Origin of the sequence: Janthinobacterium svalbardense (genome assembly GCF_002327145.1) — a bacterium.
Classification (GTDB): domain Bacteria; phylum Pseudomonadota; class Gammaproteobacteria; order Burkholderiales; family Burkholderiaceae_D; genus Janthinobacterium; species Janthinobacterium tructae.
Genome location: NZ_CP023422.1, coordinates 2,129,149 through 2,146,186, shown reverse-complemented (window position 1 = coordinate 2,146,186; position 17,038 = coordinate 2,129,149). Strand labels below are relative to the sequence as shown.

Genomic DNA, 17,038 nt, shown 5'->3' with positions numbered 1-17,038 from the left:
CGTCATTACCCCTGCCCTGCTGCGGGCCATCGGCTTCATCAAGGACTGAACCATGCCGGCGTCCCTTATCGACAATCACCTGTCCTTCCAGCCTGCCGCCGGGATTCTGGCCGCGCGCGACAAGGATATGCCGACGCCACCGGGCGCAGGGCATGCGCTGGCGGCCATCGCCGAGGCGAAGGCGTCGCTGCGCAGCATCAAGCCGCGCAACCTGGCGCCTTTCATCGCCCAGGCCTGGGGATTGTCGCCGCGCGGCGCGCGCCGTTCCGTGCTGATCGCCGCCGGCATGGACGCCGACCGCTGGGAATCGCCCATCCACTCCTTTACCGAGGAAGAGCGCATCGAGCTGCGCGCCGCCACCTCTGCCGCTATCCGTGTGTACGAAAGACTGTTGAATGCAATCTAAACAAATCCTGCTGCCCGACGCCCAGCGTCACGAAGCCTTCTTGCGATCCGCACAGTTCGCGCCCGAGCTGGCCCGCATTCCGTTCAAGTGGCGCAACCGCATCATCACGGCGACCATGGCCAAGATGGCCTGGTCGTCCTGGTACAAAATCTATGAGTCCATCGCCACCAGCTTTGTACGCGAGTTCGCCGAGCAATACGTGCCGGCTGGCGTCGACCTGTCGCAGAGCGACGCCGACATCGTGGCCACCGCTGAGCGCGCGGCGGCTGGCGTGACCAAGATGCTGTGGATGGCCGTGTCCGACACGCACGCGCTGCAGATCATGGAAGACGAATGCACCTCGTATGGCATCGAGCTGCCCGAGTTCGACGCGCTGGCCGACACCATCGCCCGCCTGGTGGACGCCCGCTGGTGGCGCCGCCAGCTGCGCAAGCGGGTCAAGCGCGCCTTTGAGGCCGGCAATATTCGCCTGGGCTATGTGAACTATCGCGGCGAACCTTACGCCAGCAACGACGCCGTGCTATCGCGCCTGGCGCAAAACCGGCGCAACGCGGCTGCGCTGGCCGCCACGCTGGTGCAAAACGAGAACGGCCAGCAATTCAGCATCGCCGAGCTGGCCGAGAAAACCACCGCCAACAAGGCCATCCGGCGCGGCGAACTGATGTTGCGCATCAACGGCTTTGAACAGATCGCCCGCGAATGCGGCGACCAGGGCATTTTCATCACCTGGACGTGCCCATCGCGCTTTCACGCCATGCAGCACAGCGGAAAACCAAACGACAAGTTCGACGGTTCCACGCCGCGCGAGGCCAATGCGTATTTGGGAAAGATGACATCGCTGTGCCGCTCCGCACTGGCGCGCCGGGGCATCGGCCTGTACGGCTTTCGCATCGCCGAGCCGCACCACGATGGCTGCCCGCATTGGCATCTGCTGCTGTTCGTGCGCCCGACCGCGAAATACAAGACGGCGCACCTGAAAGACGTGGCCGGCCGCGCCATTCGCATCATGAAGCGCTACGCCTGGCGCGTGGACCGTGGCGAACCGGGCGCCTTCGCGCGCCGCCTCGACGTGAAACGCATCGATTGGGCCAAGGGCAGCGCCGCCGGCTACATCGCCAAGTACGTGGCCAAGAACATCGACGGAGTGGCCGAGCACAAGACGAAAGAAGGCTATGTCGTCACGCCCGACACCGAAGGCGATGTCGAGCTGACGCCATCGGCGCGCGTCGAGTCCTGGGCCGCATGCTGGGGCATCCGCCAATTCCAGCAATGGGGCGGCGCGCCCGTGACCGTGTGGCGCGAACTGCGCCGCATCGAGGAAAGCATGGTCAATGAAGCGCCGGCCGCCATGCGCCGCGCCTGGAATGCCGTGCAAAAGATCAACGGCGAAAAGCGCGCCTGCTGGGCCGAATACCTGCGCGCCCAGGGCGGCGCCCTGGTGCCGCGCAAGGAACTGATCGTCACGCTGGCCAAGGACGAAAAGACCGTCATCGGCCGCTACGGCGAAACCCAGCGCATCACGCCATACGGCGTGCGCTGCAGCGACCTCATTGGCGTGGTCTTCAAGTCCGTGCGCCATACCTGGACGCCCGTACAGGCCACAGGCGGGCGCGGGGTGGCTGTTGGGGTTGCCGTTCCTCGGACTCGTGTAAATAACTGTACGCAGACCGTTCAAGTCACGCCAGAAACGCTACAGGCGCTGGCGATCCCTGACCTGCCCGACTGGGCAAAAACCGAAATTATCAACGCCTGGGCGGCAGTCGATGCCTGTCCATATCCCCGGCTGATCGTTCCCGACACCCCACCTCAGGAAGGAAATGGCACATGAGCACCTTTGCCGTGATCGTTCGCACGGAAACCGAACGCTTTGAATTTTTTGATGATGCCGCGTCCAGCGGCGACGTGATCGACGCTGCCATCGACCGCTACGGCGTGTGCGGCGTTACCGCCAAACTGAAAGGAGCAACGCAATGCTGAACACCCTGACCAATTCGCCGCGGCAAATCGCCCTGGGCGACCGCGTGACATTCGATACCGATGAAGGCTACCAGGCCGGCACCGTCAACGACCTGCGCCGCGACGTGGGCAATGGCGAGCTGCATGCGTGGGTGGAGCTGGACCACCAGTGGCCGGGCATGTTCCGGGCGGTGCCGCTGGGCGCCATCGAGGCGATCAAGAAGGCAACCGCGCCTATCGGGTGCCCAGCATGACAGCGGAACGCTCAATACCTGCCGTGGCGGCCCTGTTCGTGCGCGCCAATTCCATCTACAAGACCATGCCGGCGGTGGACGCCTGGGATGCCGCACGCGACGCACTCGCCTGGCCAGGCGGCATGCCCGTGGTGGCGCATCCGCCTTGCCGCTCCTGGGGCACGCTGCGCGCCCTGGCCAAGCCGCGCCCGGGTGAAAAGGAACTCGCGGTGTGGGCCGTCGCCCAGGTGCGCAAGTTCGGCGGCGTGCTTGAGCACCCGAAGCGCTCGACCCTATGGCCACACTGCGGCTTGCCAGCGGCCGGCGAGACGGACAAATTCGGCGGATGGACTCTGCCGATTTTCCAAAGCTCGTTTGGCCACCGCGCGGAAAAGGCCACCTTGCTGTACATCGTCGGCTGTGCGCCGGCTCAAATACCGGCCATGCCCATCGTCCTGGGCGAAGCGTCGCATGTAATCGCCGCGTCCGGCCGCAACCGCGCCGGCCAGCGGCGCAGGAAAGGCGATCAGGGCTGGCGGCCGGAATGCGGCAAGGCAGAACGTGAACACACGCCGCCCGAGCTGGCGCATTGGCTGGTCTCCCTGGCGCGACGCTGCATGGTGCCCGCATGAACAGCCCATTCCTGTTCGACGGCCCGGGCGTCATTTCGTTCAGCGGTGGCCGCACCAGCGGCATGATGCTGTGGATGACGATTCAGGCCTACGGCGGCACGCTGCCGGCAGACGTGACGGTGTGCTTCGCCAACACCGGCAAGGAAGAGGAAGCGACCCTTGAATTCGTGCGCGACTGCGGCGAACGCTGGGGCGTTCCCATCGTCTGGATAGAAAACCGCCCTCGCAATGAAGCGCGCGGCAAAGAATTTGCCGTTGTGGACTTTGCTACGGCCAGCCGCCGCGGCGAGCCGTTCGCCGATCTGCACGACGAAAAGAAATTCCTGCCGAACCCTGTGGCCCGCTTTTGCACGGCGGAACTCAAGGTGCGGCCGATGCAGCGCTATTTGAAGTCGATAGGCCTGGTCGAGTGGACCACGTTTATCGGCATGCGCGCCGACGAGCCCTTGCGCGTGGCACGGCTGGCGAACCAGGACTACGGCAAGCACGAAGTAAAGGAGGCGCCCTTGGCTGCAGCCGGCCTGACCGTGGCTGACGTCAGCGCGTTTTGGGCAGCACAAGATTTTGACCTGGGCTTGCCGAATATGAGCGGCAAGACGATGCACGGCAACTGCGACCTGTGCTTCCTGAAAGGCGGCAACCAGGTGTTATCCCTGATCCGGGAAAAGCCCAGCCGCGCGCTGTGGTGGATACAGCAGGAAAAGAACGCTCAGACGGCCGGATCAGGTGCTGGCGGCTGGTTCCGCAAGGATAGGCCCAGCTATCAGGCGATGTATGACATGGCGATGAATCACGGGGAGCTGTTCCCCTTCGATGATGCCTTAACCGATTGTGGATGCACGGATTAGAAGGAGATTACGAAAATGGACCAATACAAAGAATTCTGCCGGCTGCGCGACTACCGCAAGCCTGGCGTCGAAGTACCACACCACACCGAGGCCGAAGCATTCGCCTTGGCGGTGCAAAGCAAAGCCGGCCATACAGAACCAGCCCAGCGCAAGAAAAACCAAACCACGAAAGGAACAAACTGATGAACGAAGACCGAATTATTTACCGCCAGGACTTGTACAAAATGCTGGGCGTCACCTCGGAGACGCTGCGCAGATGGGTGAAGGAAAACAAGCTGCCGCCAGCGGACGTTGCCATCACCCAGCGCACGCTGGGGTGGCGCCTGTCAACGCTCCAGGCGGCCGGCATCAGGCTCCTGTAGCAGCCAGTCAGCGAAGGCCTGAAGCATCACGCGGCGCTGCTTCAGGTATTCCGCCGAGTTGTACACTCCGCGCACGCCGCCGTCCTTGTGCGCGAGCTGCACTTCGACGTGGTCCGAGTTGTATTCGTGCTCGTTGGCCCAAGTGGAACCGACCTTGCGCCAGCCGTGGCCGGTCATCTTGCCCTTGAAGCCGATACGGTGAATGAGGTAGAGAATCGAGTTTTCACTCATGGGGCGGCTACCGCCCCGGTCGTTCGGGAAAACGTAGATGCTGCCGCGCGAACGCAGCTTCATTTCCGCCAACAGGCCCAGCGCCTGGACTGACAGCGGCACCAGGTGTTCACGGCCCTTCTTCATGCGCTTGCCGGGTATGCGCCAAACATCGCCCTCCACTTCCGCCCAGGTCATGCGCCGCAGCTCGTCCGTGCGCGTCCACGTCAATGCCAACAGCTTGCAAGCAAGCACAGACTGAATTTCATCTTCCAATGCCAGGCGCTCCATGAACGGATGCACCTCTGCCAGCGCCAGGGCGGCAAAGCCTTCGCGCGGCTTGCGGGAAAAGGCGACCTTCGAATTGATGTTCGATGCCGGGTTCTCTTCGCAGTGGCCGTGCTGGATGGACCAGTCGAGCACCTGACCCACCCACATGCGCACGCGCCGCACGTACACAGACAGGCCGGCGGCATCCATCGGGCGCAGCGCGGCCATCAAGTCTTCCTTGGTAATTTCACGCACAGTTTTCGCGCCCAGCGTCGGCGAGACGTACATGGCCAGCGCGCGCAATGCATTTGCCTTGTAGCCGGCGCTGATGTCCGTGCGCCCGGCCCAGTAGGTATCGATTGCCGCATCAAGGGCAATGGATGGGCTCGTCTTGCGCTTGGGCTTGAGGTCTTCCCCGTCGATCAACTTCAAACGCAAAGCGTCGCGACGGTCGCGGGCTTCCTTGAGACCGATCAGGGGATACGGGCCAATCACGGCAGTTTGCTGCTTGCCCTGGTCGTTGCGATAGGCCATGCGCCAAACCTTGTTTCCGCTTGGCAGGACTGCCAGCATCAGGCCGTGGCCATCGAAGAGCTTGCGCAGCTTGCCATCGTTTGGCGTGGCACGGCGGCAGTCTGCGTCGGTAAGCGTATTGATGGCCATGCGATATCCTGTAGGTACGGTTTTGAGAAAAACCGCATCATACCTACAATTGCGCCTACGCGTCATTCTGCGAGAGGGTTTTTGGATACCTCCGAATCTGCGATTCGAAAGGCCGAAAATCAATCTAAGTCGTTGATTTTCAATGAAATTCGGTTGAATATAGGTTGAGTATACTCACGAATTTTTTATGTACTTGGCGGAAGCGGTGAGATTCGAACTCACGAACAGTGTAACCCGTCGCTAGTTTTCAAGACTAGTGCCTTCAACCACTCGGCCACGCTTCCTGATGGCAGCATTATACATAAAGGTCAGTGGCTTACCAATGGCTAGTACTCCGGTGGCCTTATTTCCCCCTAGCGGCAAGGACTGGGGTCGTACCCGGCGGGTACGACCCCGGCTCTTCGCCTGTGGGTTCAATACCTGCGCTGGCACTCCAAAGCAAAGCTCTACAGCCCCCAGTTTTCCCGCAGCGCCTTCTCGAACTCCAGCGCTGGCAACGGGCGCGAGAACAGATAGCCCTGCACTTCGTCGCAGCCGGAGCTCTTCAAAAATGCCAGTTGCTCCGCCGTTTCCACGCCTTCCGCGATCACTTTATGGTGCAGCTGCTGGGCGATGCTGATGATGGTGCTGGCGATGGCGCAATCGCTGGCGTCGGTCGGAATGCCGGTGGTAAACGAGCGGTCGATCTTGAGCGTGTCGATGGGGAAACGCTTGAGGTAGGACAAGCTTGAATAACCGGTGCCGAAGTCGTCCAGCGACAGGGCCACGCCCAGCGCCGTGATGCGGTCCATGATGCCGATCACGCGCTCGATGTTGTGCATCAGCGTGCTTTCCGTGATTTCCAGTTCCAGCCAGGCCGCTTCCAGGCCGTAGCGGGCCAGGGTCGCCGCCACCCTGGCGGGCAGGGCCGAGGTGAATTCGCGCGCGGAGACGTTGACGGCCAGGCGGATCGGCGGCAGGCCCGCCAGTTTCCACGCTTGCGCCTGGGCGCAGGCCGCTTCCAGCACCCATTCGCCCACTTGCACCACCAGGCCCGTCGATTCGGCCAGGGGGATGAACTCGGCGGGCGGGATCATGCCGTGCTGCGGGTGGTGCCAGCGCACCAATGCTTCGGCACCGATGATGCGGCCGCTGCCCAGCGCATATTTCGGCTGGTAGTGCAGCAACAGTTGCTGTTCCGATAATGCCTGCCGCAAGCCTGTTTCCAGGCGCATGCGCGCCTGCATGCCCACATTCATGTCCTGGCTGTAGAAGGCCACGCTTTCCGCTTCGCCACCGCTGTCCTGCTTGGCGCGGTACATGGCGATGTCGGCCAGGCGCAGCAGGGTTTCCGCGTCCTGCCCGTCTTGCGGGTACACGCTGATGCCGATGCTGGCGCCCACGCGCAAGTCGTGGCCTTCGATCAGGAACGGCGGCACCAGGGAAGCGAGCAGCTTTTGCGCCACCATGCTGGCCTCGAAGTGCTGGCCGATGTCGAACAGGCCCACGGCGAATTCGTCGCCGCCCAGGCGCGCCACCAGGTCCTGGTCGCGCAATACCTTGCGGAAACGCAAGGAAACCTGACGCAGCAGTTCATCGCCGATGCGCCGGCCCAGGGTGTCGTTGATCAGCTTGAAACGGTTCAGGTCGATGAACAGCACGCAGCCGAGCATCTTGCTGCGCTGCGCCACGGAGAGGGCCTGGTCGACCAGCTTGGCCAGCAAGGTGCGATTGGGCAGGCTGGTCAGCGGGTCGTAGTAGGCCAGGTGGTGCAATCGCTCTTCGGCCAGCTTGCGTTCCGTGATGTCCGTCAGGTAGGCGATGAGTCCGATGGGCTTGTCGTCCATGTCTTGCAGCGGCGACAGGGACAGGCTGGCCCAAAAGATTTCGCCCGACTTCTTTCGGCGGCGCACTTCCATCAGGCGTCCTCCCTGCTCCAGGAAGGCATCGTGGAAGCCCGTGTCTTCGTCGTCGTACAGGAACAGGATGTTGCGCCCCACGGCTTCCACCGAGGTGTAGCCGAACAGGCGCTCGGCGCCCTTGTTCCAGCTGGTGATGTAGCCCGTCAAGTCCATCGTCAGCACGGATTCGTGCAACTGGTCGAGGATTTGCGTCTGCTGCGCCAGCAAGGCTTCGACTTGCGCAAACGCATGGGTAGAGCGTTGCGCCAGCGAATGCACCTGCAACACGCCGGCCGTCAGCGAGGCCAGGCTGGCCAGGTGGCGGCGGTCGGCGTCGTTGTACAGGCTGCGTCCCGCCACGCTGTAATGGCCGAAACAATGGCCGTCAAAACTGATTTCCTGCAGCAAGGCGGGCGTATCGCGGGGAAACGGCGCGGCTGGCACAGCGGCGCCCATGCTGCCCGCAGGCAGGAACTGGCCATGCGGGCTGGCCATCACGGCGCTGGCGATACGGCCCAGCTCAGCCACCAGCGCGGGACCGCGCAAACGCACAACGGCATCGCACAGAGCGGCGCTGTCACCGAGGTAATCCGACACCGGCAGCAAGGTCATGCTAGAGGTTCCGGCTGACCTGGATGGCCCATTGGTAGGCCTGTAGCAGGCTGCGCCAATAGGTTTCTCCATCGATGCCGGCACGGCGCAAGACTTCGGGCGGCGGCGTGGCGCTTTCGACCAGCGCCAGCAAGGTGCCCAGCTCGCCATTGCGTTCCAGCAAGGCGTCGTTGACTTCGGGCGCCAGGTTCAGGGTGGCGATGATCTCGTGCATCGGCATGCCCAGCAGGACGTCGAGCAGGGAAAACACGCCCGCCATGAAGGCCAGGTCTTGCGCATCGCGGTCGCCACCGCGCAGCTGGCACAGCGCTTCCATCTGCGCTGCGCGCACGGCCGCCAGCGGCAGCAGCGCGTGGATCTTGCCATCATCCTGTTGCCGCGCATACAGCAGCAGTTGCAGCCAGCGCTGCAGCTGGCGCCGGCCCAGCAGGCTGATGGCCTGGCTGAAGCTGGTAATCGGCGCCGTGAAACCGAAGGCGGCCGAATTGACCAGTTTTAATAGATGATAGCTGAGCGATGGGTCCTGTTTGAGCGGCACTTCCAGCTCGTGCGCGTCGGCATCGCGTGCCAGCAGGCCCAGCAGCGCCAGCAAGCGCCGGCGCGAGGTGGCGTCTTCCGGCTCGCTTTGCTGGCGCGCATGCTGCAAGGCGTAGTCGCCGGCAAACCAGCTCACGCCGATTTCTTGCAATGCGGCAAGCTGCGCCGCGTCGACGATGTTGTAGGCCAGGTGCGGCCCCGGCAAGGGCAGCAGCTGATGCAGGGCCGGGCGTGCGCCCGCCGCGTCAAAACTCAGCGCGCGCGCGTCGACCTGCGCCGCCACCACGGGACTGGCATCGGCGCCATCGAGCAGGATGCGATAGCCGGCGTCGCGCCATTGCTGGCATTTTTTCTGGATTTGCTTGTCGCCGGCAAGCTGCGCCGGCAAACGGAAAATGGTGCGTTGCGGCACCAGTTGCGCCAGCACGGCCTCGTCCACGCCATGCGGGTCGGCCAGGGGAATGATGCAGTCGAGCGGCGCCAGGAAGGCATACGCATCGGCAGCTGCCAGCGCCGCCAGCAGAGGCGCCGTCGAGGCCTGCGGTACATGCAAGGTGACAGCGACCCACTCGTTATGAGCATTGGCCACTGCTTGTAATCCCACCAACGGAAACAGGTTTGATTCAGACGCTGACATCGGTATCTCAGTGTGGGTAGGGCGCCATAGTAAATAAACTGACCAGCATTGGCAACCCTGGCCCGACAGGGATGCCCTCGACAGCGAGAATCATTCTATCCGAATCTCACCCGTGAAACAGTTTAATTTTGGCAATAAATATTCAAAAAAACACTCCCCCCGGGAGACCCGCCTGTCATGCGGGTTTGAAAAATTCACCGTGACGCGAGCGCCGTTCAGGCGCCGCCGCCATGCGCATGTTCGACCGCATATTTGATCAATTCGGCCTGCCCTTCGATGCCCAGCTTGCGCTTGATGTTCAGGCGGTGCGTCTCCACCGTGCGCACGCTCAAGTCCAGGTCGCGGGCGATCTGCTTGTTCGACTGGCCCGCCGCGATGTGTTGCAGCACTTCCTGCTCGCGCGTGGTGAGAAAGGAATCGTGCACTTGCGGGCGCGATAACTGCCGCGCCAGGGCCGCGCTGTAATAAATGCCGCCGGACATCACCGTCTCGATGGCGAAGACGATATCTTTCCCTGGGGCATCTTTGAGCACATAGCCGCGCGCGCCGGCGGCGATGGCTTGCGACACATATTCGAGCTTGTCGTGCATGGACAGGATCAGTACGGCAATCTGCGGAAACGCCTGCTTGAACAGGGCCGTCGCTTCGATGCCGTTGATGCCGCGCATATTGATATCCATCAACACGAGATCCACCTGGTGGAGGCGCGCCTGGGCCAGGGCTTCGTCGGCGCCGCCCGCCTCGGCCACCACGTCGAAATGCGCCACCGCCTCCAGGCGCGCGCGCAAGCCGTCGCGCACGAGGGGATGGTCGTCCACCAGCAGGATGTTGATCGTCTCGGTCATGTTTCGGTATCTTCTCGGTATCTGTTCATCAGTGTGTGGGGGGAAGGGCGAGCCGCGCCAGCACCAGGGTGCCGGCCGGCGACGAGGTGATGTGCAGGCTGCCGCCGATGGCTTCCATGCGTTCCGTCATGTTGCGCAGGCCGATGCCGCGCTGCGGATGCAGGGCGATGCCGTCGAAGTCGAAGCCGCCGCCATTATCCTGGATGCGCAATTCCACCGCCTTGCCCGCCTCGCGCAGGCTCACTTCCACGCCGCGGGCGTGGGCATGGCGCTCGCAATTGGTCAACGCTTCCTGGGCGATGCGGAACAAGACGGTATTGACCATGTCGGGCAAGCCCTCGCCCGCCGCCGCCGGACTGGCCGTGAAACTGGCTTGCGCGCTGCTGCTGTCGTTAAATTCATGCACCAGGTGGTCGAGCGCGGCGGCCAGTCCCAGGTCGTCGAGGATGGCCGGGCGCAGGTTGTGCGAAATGCGCCGCACCTCGCCCAGCACCTTGTTCAGCTGCTCGGCGGCCCGCTCGAACGTGGCGGGCGCCTTTTCTTTTTGCTCGGCATTACCGGCCAGGCGCGCGATGCCCGCCTCGATCTGCAGTTTAATCGACACCAGCCACTGGCTGATGCCGTCATGCAAGTCGCGCGACAGCCGCGCCCGCTCCTCCTCCTGCGATTCGACCACGCGCTGTGCCAGCACTTTCAGCTTGGCGTCGGCCACGCGCAATTCGCGCAAGTTCAGCACCAGGCCGCAGGCGGCCACCAGCAGGGAACCGAGGATGGCGATGGCGGCGATCAGCTCCATGGTCGAGCGGATATTGCGCGACTGCTGGGCGTCAACCTTGGCCAGCGCCTGGTCCACGTCATCCATATAAATACCGGTACCCATCATCCAGCCCCATTCCGGCATCAATATCACATAGCCGAGCTTGGGCGCGGACTTGTTGCTCGAGGGCTTGATCCAGTTGTAGCGCTCGAAGCCGCCGCCGCTCCTGGCGCGCTGCATCAGGCGCTGGATGGTCAGATTGCCGTCCGCGTCGCGCAACTCCCACAGATTCTGCCCCACCAGCTCGGGCTGGCGCGGATGCATCAGCGACTTGCCCTGCAAATCATAGATGAAGAAGTAGCCATCGTCGCCATAGCTGAGGGCGGACAGGATGCGCTTGGCTTCCTCTTGCGTGGCGGCATCCTTGCGGCCCGAACCATATAGCGAGGCGATGGAATGGCTGGCCAGGGTCACGTAATGCTTGAGCTCGGCCTCCTTGCTGGCCAGGTAGGCTTGCTGGATGGTGGCGCGCTGCTGCTCGGCCAGGGTAATCGCCTGGTGCCGCACGGCAAACGCGATGGCGCACAGGGCGAGGATGAGCGGCGTGATGGCCAGGAAGATGACTTTCTGTCTGAGTTTCATGGCCTGGCGCGCTCCGGCGGCGTCGATGCTGGTGGGAATGCGTGATTTTACGTCGCGGCGCGGTGATCGGCCTGCGTAGTAATACTGAGCGTTACTGCGTAGTCGTGCGCTTGCGGCAATTATACGATTCCTGAATACTTGCCATAAGCTGCAAATACACCAAAAGTCACATCAAACTGGCGACGACCAGGACCCGCAGCACACATCATCGCACGGCACAGCGCCCGTCAATCTCTGGAGGAAGCATGAACCGCATTTTCAAACAGCTCGGCTGGGCAGCGCTTGCGCTTGCCGGCGCCGGATCCCTGGGCGTCGTCGCCCTGCAACGTGGCGAACCGATCAGCGCGATCTGGATCGTCATCGCCGCCGTTTGCGTCTACCTTATCGCCTACCGTTTCTACAGCCTGTTCATCGCCGACAAGGTGCTGGGCCTGGACGCACGCCGCATGACGCCGGCCTTCAAGCACAACGATGGCCTGGACCACGTGCCGACGAATAAATATGTGCTGTTCGGCCACCATTTTGCGGCGATTGCCGGTGCCGGTCCCCTGGTCGGCCCCGTGCTGGCTGCGCAGATGGGTTATTTGCCCGGCATGCTGTGGATTTTGGCGGGCGTGGTGTTTGCCGGCGCCGTGCAGGATTTTATCGTGCTGTTCATTTCCATGCGCCGCGACGGCCGCTCGCTAGGCGACCTGATCAAGGCTGAGCTGGGCGAAATTCCCGGCATGATCGCCTTGCTCGGCTGCTTCATGATCATGGTCATCATTTTGGCCGTGCTGGCCTTGATCGTCGTCAAGGCGCTGACCGGTTCCCCGTGGGGCAGCTTCACCGTGATGGCGACGATTCCCATCGCCCTGTTCATGGGCGTGTACTCGCGCTTCATCCGCGTGGGCCGCATCGGCGAGATTTCCATCATCGGCTTCGTGCTGCTGATGCTGGCCATCATCGGCGGCCAATATGTGCAGGAATCGGCCGTGCTGGGCCCGATGTTCACGTTCACGGGCACGGAACTGACGTGGATGCTGATCGGCTACGGCTTCATCGCTTCCGTGCTGCCCGTGTGGCTGCTGCTGGCGCCGCGCGACTACCTGTCGACTTTCCTGAAAATCGGCACCATCCTGGGCCTGGCCATAGGCATCATCGTCGTCGCGCCTTACCTGAAAATGCCGGCCATGACCAAGTTCATCGACGGCTCCGGCCCCGTCTGGTCGGGCAATCTGTTCCCCTTCCTCTTCATTACGATCGCCTGCGGCGCCGTCTCCGGCTTCCACGCGCTGATTTCCTCGGGCACCACGCCGAAGATGATTGAAAACGAAAGCCACGCCCGCTTCATCGGCTATGGCGCCATGCTGATGGAATCGTTTGTTGCCATCATGGCCCTGGTGGCCGCCTCGACCATCGAGCCGGGCATCTACTTCGCCATGAACAGCCCGGCCGCCCTGATCGGCACGACAGCCGAGTCCGCCGCACAGGCGATCTCGCAATGGGGTTTCTATGTGACGCCGGAAATGCTGACGCAGACGGCCAAGGACGTTGGCGAGCACAGCATCATCTCGCGCGCGGGCGGCGCACCGACCCTGGCGGTCGGCATGGCGCAGATTCTTTCCGGCGCCATCGGCGGCAAGGCCATGATGGCCTTCTGGTACCACTTCGCCATCCTGTTCGAGGCGCTGTTCATCCTGACGGCCGTCGATGCGGGCACGCGTGCGGGCCGCTTCATGCTGCAAGACTTGCTGGGCAGCTTCGTGCCAGCGCTGAAACAGACGGAAAACGTCATCGCCAACCTGCTGGCCACGGGCCTGTGCGTGGCGGCCTGGGGCTACTTCCTGTACCAGGGCGTGGTCGATCCATTGGGCGGCATCAACACCCTGTGGCCGCTGTTCGGCATCGCCAACCAGATGCTGGCAGCCATCGCGCTGATCCTCGGCACTTGCGTGCTGTTCAAGATGAAAAAAGGCCGCTATGCGTGGGTCACCATCACGCCGACCATCTGGCTGCTGCTGTGCACGCTGACGGCGGGCTGGCAAAAAATCTTCGACGCCAATCCGCGCGTGGGTTTCCTCGCGCATGCGAAGAAATACTCGGCGGCGCTCGATGAAGGCACTCTGCTGGCACCGGCCAAGTCGGTGGCGCAGATGCAGCAGATCATCTTCAACGATTACCTCGACGCCGGCCTGGCCGCCTTCTTCGTCATCGTCGTGATCAGCGTGCTGTTCTTCGGCATCCGCACCATCCTGAAGGCGCGCCGCGACAGCCAGCCGAGCACCAAGGAAACGCCGTTCCAGGCCATGCCCACGGTGCAATGATGATCGACGAAATCATCAAGGCTGGACGGTATCTGGGGCAAAGCATGCGGCTCATGTGCGGCTTGCCCGAGTACGACACCTATGTGGCGCACCGGGAAGTGACCCATCCCGGCGAGCCGATGATGACGTATGAAGAGTTCTTCCGCGAACGCCAGGAAGCCCGTTATGGCGGCGCAGGAAAACGCGGAGGGTGTTGTTAAGTCCTGTGTTGTTGCTCAGCAATAATTTGAGGGCGGTTCTGCGGGACCGCCCTTTTTGTTTCATCTCGTATAAGTTCCCCTCCCCTCTCCTCCCTTAGACCCACATCAATATCTGGGTGTGTCTTCGCGTCTATATTTTTCCAATAGGAATTAAAAAACAGTCAACGTATCGACCGGAGAAGCGCTGCCACCATGTTCAATTTCCAACGCTCCAGCATCAGCCAGAAGCTGACCATGATCTCGGTACTGTCATCGGGCTGCGCGCTGCTGCTGGTGTTCGTGGCGTTTGCGCTGACGTCCGTACTCAGCCACAAGAATGATGAAGGCAAGCAATTGCTGTCGCTGGCGGGCGTGATCGGTGCAGCCAGCGCTGTGCCCTTGCTGGTGGGCAAATCGGCACAGCCACAGGCGGCGCAGGTGCTGGCCGCGCTGGCCGCGCGCGACGAGGTGGCCCAGGCGGCCCTGTTCGACCGGGGCGGGCGCCTGTTCGCCCTGTACCGCGCACCGCAGCATGCGGACGGCCTGCCAGCGCCGGAAGACATGGACCCGGCCCTGCTGGCCGACATGGCCGTGCAGCCCGTCACGCAAGGCGCGGGCACGACGCTGGCGCCGGCCATGCGTTTGTACCGTCCCGTCTACCGGCCGGGCGAGCCGCAACAGATCATCGGCGCCGTGCTGATCGAGGCAGACCTGAACCACATGTGGCGCGACATCGGCCGCCACGTGGGCGCCATAGGCGGCGCCACCGTGCTGTCCTTCCTGATCGCCGTCTTCCTGGCGCGGCGTTTCAAAAGCGTGATTGCCGAACCGATCACCAAGCTGATTGATACGGCACAAAAAGTGTCCAGCAGCCAGACCTACAGCCACCGCATCGCGCACCAGCGCAGCGACGAGCTGGGCGTGCTGATCGACAGTTTCAACGACATGCTGGCGCAGATCGACAGCCGCGACAGTACCCTGGCCAATTACCGCGACCAGCTCGAGCGCCAGGTGGGCGTGCGCACGGCGCAGCTGGAAAAGGCCAAGGATGCGGCCGAGGCGGCCAGCCAGGCGAAAAGCGCCTTCCTCGCCACCATGAGCCATGAAATCCGCACACCGATGAATGGCGTGCTGGGCATGACGGAACTGCTGCTGGCCAGCCCTTTGAGCCCGCAGCAGCGCCACTACACGAGCATGGTGCAGCGCTCGGGGCAGAATTTGCTGGTGATCATCAACGACATCCTCGATTTCTCCAAGATCGAGGCGGGCAAGCTGAGCGTGGAATACATCCGCTTCAATTTCCGCGAATTGCTCGACGACATAGAGCACGTGTTCGCGCCGCAGGCGGAAGCGAAAAACATCAGCCTGGAATTCGATATCGCGTTTGACATTCCCATCGCCATTTGCGGCGACCCGAACCGTTTGCGCCAGATCATCGTCAATCTGCTGGGCAATGCCATCAAGTTCACGGAAACGGGCAAAGTCACCGTGAAAGTGACCGTCTGCAGCGAAGACGCGCCCAGCGTGGGCTTACGCTTCGAGGTGCACGATACGGGCATCGGCGTGTCGAGCGAAGCACAGACGCGCATCTTCGAATCGTTCTCGCAGGCCGATGGTTCGACCACGCGCAAGCACGGCGGCACGGGCCTGGGCTTGACGATCTCGAAACAACTGGTGGAGCTGATGGGCGGCACTATCGGCGTTGATAATGCTTTAACGCAAGGCTCGATCTTCTGGTTCGAAGTAAATTTCGATAAGCGGCGGGTCGACAGCGATGACCCGTCCTTCAACCTGAAAACCACACGGGGATTACGCGCCTTGATCGTCGACCACACACCCGCCACGCGCGCCGTACTGGAGCGGCAGCTGGCCAGCTGGCACATCGGCTGCGACAGCGCCGGCACGGCCAGCGACTGCCTGGCCAAGCTGCGCGCGGCCGCGCAGGCGGGCACGCCGTATGCCGTGGCCCTGCTCGATATGGAATTGCCGCGCACCAGCGGCCTGGCCCTGGCCGCCACCATCAAGAGCGACCCGCTGCTGGCCGACCTCAAATTACTGCTGCTGAGCACGGAACAGGCGGCGGCCGACCCCGTGCAGCGGCGCGAGGCGGGCGTGGCCTTCCAGCTGATCAAGCCGGCCCGCGAATGCGACCTGTTCGACTGCATCGTCACGCCGCCGCGCGCCAGCGAGGGCATGCGCATCCATCCGCCGCACGCGGCGCGTCAGGTGGGCCGGCGCCAGCGCCGCCGCGTGCTGCTGGCCGAGGACAATCGCGTCAACGTGGAAGTGGCGCTGGCCATGCTCGACAGCCTGGGCCTGGACGTGGTGTGCGCGCACAACGGCGAAGAAGCCTTGCAGGCGGCGCAGGCCGAGGATTTCGATTTGATACTGATGGACTGCCAGATGCCCGTGATGGACGGCTTTGCCGCCACGGCGGAAATCCGCCGCCACGAACAGCAGTGCGGCCACGCGCGCGTGCTGCCCATCGTCGCCATCACGGCCAATGCGCTGCAGGGTGACCGCGAAGCATGCCTGGCGGCTGGCATGGACGATTACCTGAGCAAACCATTCACGCAGCAAGACCTGGGCCACACGATTGCGCGCTGGATCACCCTGCCGCGCGCGGCCAGCGTGCACCACAGCGAGGAGCCGGAGCCGCAGACATTGCCGGAGGTGCCGCCGCCGGTGTCCGCCGCGCCGCCTTCCGGCCGGCCGCTGAACCGGCAGGCGCTGGAAAATATCCGCGCCCTGTCACGCACCGATGGCGATGCGCTGCTGGAACGCGTCATCCTGGCTTTCACCAGCGAGACGCCGCGCCAGTTGAGCGCCATGCGCGCAGCGATTGCCGGCGCGGATGCGGAAGCGCTGCGCAAGGTGGCGCACAGCCTCAAGTCGGGCAGCGCCAACGTGGGCGCCGATGGCCTGGCGCAGCTATGCAAGGAGATGGAAAAACTGGGCCGCGCCGGCAGTACCGAGGGCGCGGCTGCCCTGCTGCAGCAGATGCAGCAAGCCTTCCTGGCCGTACGCGAATCGCTGAGCGCCATTCTCGTGAAGGAACACTGA

The 17,038-nt window shown here is 63.1% G+C and carries 16 protein-coding genes and 1 tRNA gene; 11 read left to right on the top strand and 6 right to left on the bottom strand.

The genetic code is table 11. The features are described 5' to 3' along the window. Nucleotides 1-52 precede the first annotated feature (52 nt). The 8 genes from CNX70_RS09540 to CNX70_RS09515 are packed head-to-tail and all read left to right on the top strand — an operon-like array spanning nucleotide 53 to nucleotide 4,437. On the top strand, nucleotides 53-406 hold the full coding sequence (locus CNX70_RS09540; protein ID WP_096234498.1) for a hypothetical protein: 354 nt from the start codon (nucleotides 53-55) through the stop codon (nucleotides 404-406). After that, nucleotides 396-2,234 carry a replication endonuclease gene (locus CNX70_RS09535; protein WP_096234497.1) on the top strand — a complete coding sequence of 613 codons (1,839 nt, stop codon included), beginning with the start codon at nucleotides 396-398 and terminating at the stop codon, nucleotides 2,232-2,234. Before CNX70_RS09540 ends, CNX70_RS09535 begins: the two co-directional genes overlap by 11 nt. Next, the gene (locus CNX70_RS28515) at nucleotides 2,231-2,383 is read left to right on the top strand and encodes a hypothetical protein (RefSeq protein ID WP_167389632.1); all 153 of its coding nucleotides are present in this window, start codon (nucleotides 2,231-2,233) and stop codon (nucleotides 2,381-2,383) included. Before CNX70_RS09535 ends, CNX70_RS28515 begins: the two co-directional genes overlap by 4 nt. Continuing rightward, entirely contained in the window at nucleotides 2,377-2,616 is a 240-nt protein-coding gene (locus CNX70_RS09530; protein ID WP_096234496.1) for a hypothetical protein, read from the top strand. The genes CNX70_RS28515 and CNX70_RS09530 overlap by 7 nt, the downstream gene beginning before the upstream one ends. Next, entirely contained in the window at nucleotides 2,613-3,227 is a 615-nt protein-coding gene (locus CNX70_RS09525) for a hypothetical protein (RefSeq protein WP_208624511.1), read from the top strand. Before CNX70_RS09530 ends, CNX70_RS09525 begins: the two co-directional genes overlap by 4 nt. Further along, on the top strand, nucleotides 3,224-4,075 hold the full coding sequence (locus CNX70_RS09520) for a phosphoadenosine phosphosulfate reductase domain-containing protein (protein ID WP_096234495.1): 852 nt from the start codon (nucleotides 3,224-3,226) through the stop codon (nucleotides 4,073-4,075). The genes CNX70_RS09525 and CNX70_RS09520 overlap by 4 nt, the downstream gene beginning before the upstream one ends. Before the next feature lie 15 nt (nucleotides 4,076-4,090). Beyond that, nucleotides 4,091-4,258 carry a hypothetical protein gene (locus CNX70_RS28120; RefSeq protein ID WP_157750960.1) on the top strand — a complete coding sequence of 56 codons (168 nt, stop codon included), beginning with the start codon at nucleotides 4,091-4,093 and terminating at the stop codon, nucleotides 4,256-4,258. Continuing rightward, nucleotides 4,258-4,437, top strand: coding sequence for a helix-turn-helix transcriptional regulator (locus tag CNX70_RS09515; protein ID WP_096234494.1), 180 nt, complete (start codon nucleotides 4,258-4,260; stop codon nucleotides 4,435-4,437). The genes CNX70_RS28120 and CNX70_RS09515 overlap by 1 nt, the downstream gene beginning before the upstream one ends. Here CNX70_RS09515 and CNX70_RS09510 read toward each other — a convergent pair. The 6 genes from CNX70_RS09510 to CNX70_RS09485 form a co-directional block, all read right to left on the bottom strand. After that, complete coding sequence (locus tag CNX70_RS09510) at nucleotides 4,402-5,580, bottom strand: tyrosine-type recombinase/integrase (RefSeq protein ID WP_167389631.1); 1,179 nt, start codon at nucleotides 5,578-5,580, stop codon at nucleotides 4,402-4,404. The two genes, CNX70_RS09515 and CNX70_RS09510, sit on opposite strands and share 36 nt — an antisense overlap. Nucleotides 5,581-5,774: 194 nt before the next feature. Continuing rightward, nucleotides 5,775-5,864 (bottom strand) — tRNA-Ser (locus CNX70_RS09505). A gap of 162 nt (nucleotides 5,865-6,026) precedes the next feature. Further along, nucleotides 6,027-8,072, bottom strand: coding sequence for a putative bifunctional diguanylate cyclase/phosphodiesterase (locus CNX70_RS09500; RefSeq protein ID WP_096234492.1), 2,046 nt, complete (start codon nucleotides 8,070-8,072; stop codon nucleotides 6,027-6,029). Nucleotide 8,073: 1 nt separating this feature from the next. Then, nucleotides 8,074-9,198, bottom strand: coding sequence for an EAL and HDOD domain-containing protein (locus tag CNX70_RS09495; RefSeq protein ID WP_341865565.1), 1,125 nt, complete (start codon nucleotides 9,196-9,198; stop codon nucleotides 8,074-8,076). Nucleotides 9,199-9,461: 263 nt separating this feature from the next. Continuing rightward, nucleotides 9,462-10,091, bottom strand: coding sequence for a response regulator transcription factor (locus CNX70_RS09490; RefSeq protein ID WP_096234490.1), 630 nt, complete (start codon nucleotides 10,089-10,091; stop codon nucleotides 9,462-9,464). 28 nt (nucleotides 10,092-10,119) lie between these two features. Next, nucleotides 10,120-11,490 (bottom strand): cache domain-containing protein, encoded by a 1,371-nt coding sequence (locus CNX70_RS09485; RefSeq protein ID WP_096234489.1) that lies wholly within the window; start codon nucleotides 11,488-11,490, stop codon nucleotides 10,120-10,122. 245 nt (nucleotides 11,491-11,735) lie between these two features. Between CNX70_RS09485 and CNX70_RS09480 the strand changes: the two genes are divergently transcribed. From CNX70_RS09480 to CNX70_RS09470, 3 genes are all read left to right on the top strand, one after another. Beyond that, the gene (locus tag CNX70_RS09480; protein ID WP_096234488.1) at nucleotides 11,736-13,796 is read left to right on the top strand and encodes a carbon starvation CstA family protein; all 2,061 of its coding nucleotides are present in this window, start codon (nucleotides 11,736-11,738) and stop codon (nucleotides 13,794-13,796) included. Next, entirely contained in the window at nucleotides 13,796-13,996 is a 201-nt protein-coding gene (locus CNX70_RS09475; protein WP_010396213.1) for a YbdD/YjiX family protein, read from the top strand. Before CNX70_RS09480 ends, CNX70_RS09475 begins: the two co-directional genes overlap by 1 nt. Nucleotides 13,997-14,188: 192 nt before the next feature. Further along, nucleotides 14,189-17,038, top strand: a complete 2,850-nt coding sequence (locus CNX70_RS09470) for a hybrid sensor histidine kinase/response regulator (RefSeq protein WP_096234487.1) — start codon at nucleotides 14,189-14,191, stop codon at nucleotides 17,036-17,038.

Coding starts and splice junctions, on each gene's coding strand:
- CNX70_RS09515 (WP_096234494.1), top strand. CDS start 4,258: ATGAACGAAGACCGAATTATTTACCGCCAGGACTTGTACAAAATGCTG.
- CNX70_RS09475 (WP_010396213.1), top strand. CDS start 13,796: ATGATCGACGAAATCATCAAGGCTGGACGGTATCTGGGGCAAAGCATG.
- CNX70_RS09500 (WP_096234492.1), bottom strand. CDS start 8,072: ATGACCTTGCTGCCGGTGTCGGATTACCTCGGTGACAGCGCCGCTCTG.
- CNX70_RS09510 (WP_167389631.1), bottom strand. CDS start 5,580: ATGGCCATCAATACGCTTACCGACGCAGACTGCCGCCGTGCCACGCCA.
- CNX70_RS28515 (WP_167389632.1), top strand. CDS start 2,231: ATGAGCACCTTTGCCGTGATCGTTCGCACGGAAACCGAACGCTTTGAA.
- CNX70_RS09480 (WP_096234488.1), top strand. CDS start 11,736: ATGAACCGCATTTTCAAACAGCTCGGCTGGGCAGCGCTTGCGCTTGCC.
- CNX70_RS09520 (WP_096234495.1), top strand. CDS start 3,224: ATGAACAGCCCATTCCTGTTCGACGGCCCGGGCGTCATTTCGTTCAGC.
- CNX70_RS09540 (WP_096234498.1), top strand. CDS start 53: ATGCCGGCGTCCCTTATCGACAATCACCTGTCCTTCCAGCCTGCCGCC.
- CNX70_RS09485 (WP_096234489.1), bottom strand. CDS start 11,490: ATGAAACTCAGACAGAAAGTCATCTTCCTGGCCATCACGCCGCTCATC.
- CNX70_RS09530 (WP_096234496.1), top strand. CDS start 2,377: ATGCTGAACACCCTGACCAATTCGCCGCGGCAAATCGCCCTGGGCGAC.
- CNX70_RS09470 (WP_096234487.1), top strand. CDS start 14,189: ATGTTCAATTTCCAACGCTCCAGCATCAGCCAGAAGCTGACCATGATC.
- CNX70_RS09490 (WP_096234490.1), bottom strand. CDS start 10,091: ATGACCGAGACGATCAACATCCTGCTGGTGGACGACCATCCCCTCGTG.
- CNX70_RS28120 (WP_157750960.1), top strand. CDS start 4,091: ATGGACCAATACAAAGAATTCTGCCGGCTGCGCGACTACCGCAAGCCT.
- CNX70_RS09525 (WP_208624511.1), top strand. CDS start 2,613: ATGACAGCGGAACGCTCAATACCTGCCGTGGCGGCCCTGTTCGTGCGC.
- CNX70_RS09535 (WP_096234497.1), top strand. CDS start 396: ATGCAATCTAAACAAATCCTGCTGCCCGACGCCCAGCGTCACGAAGCC.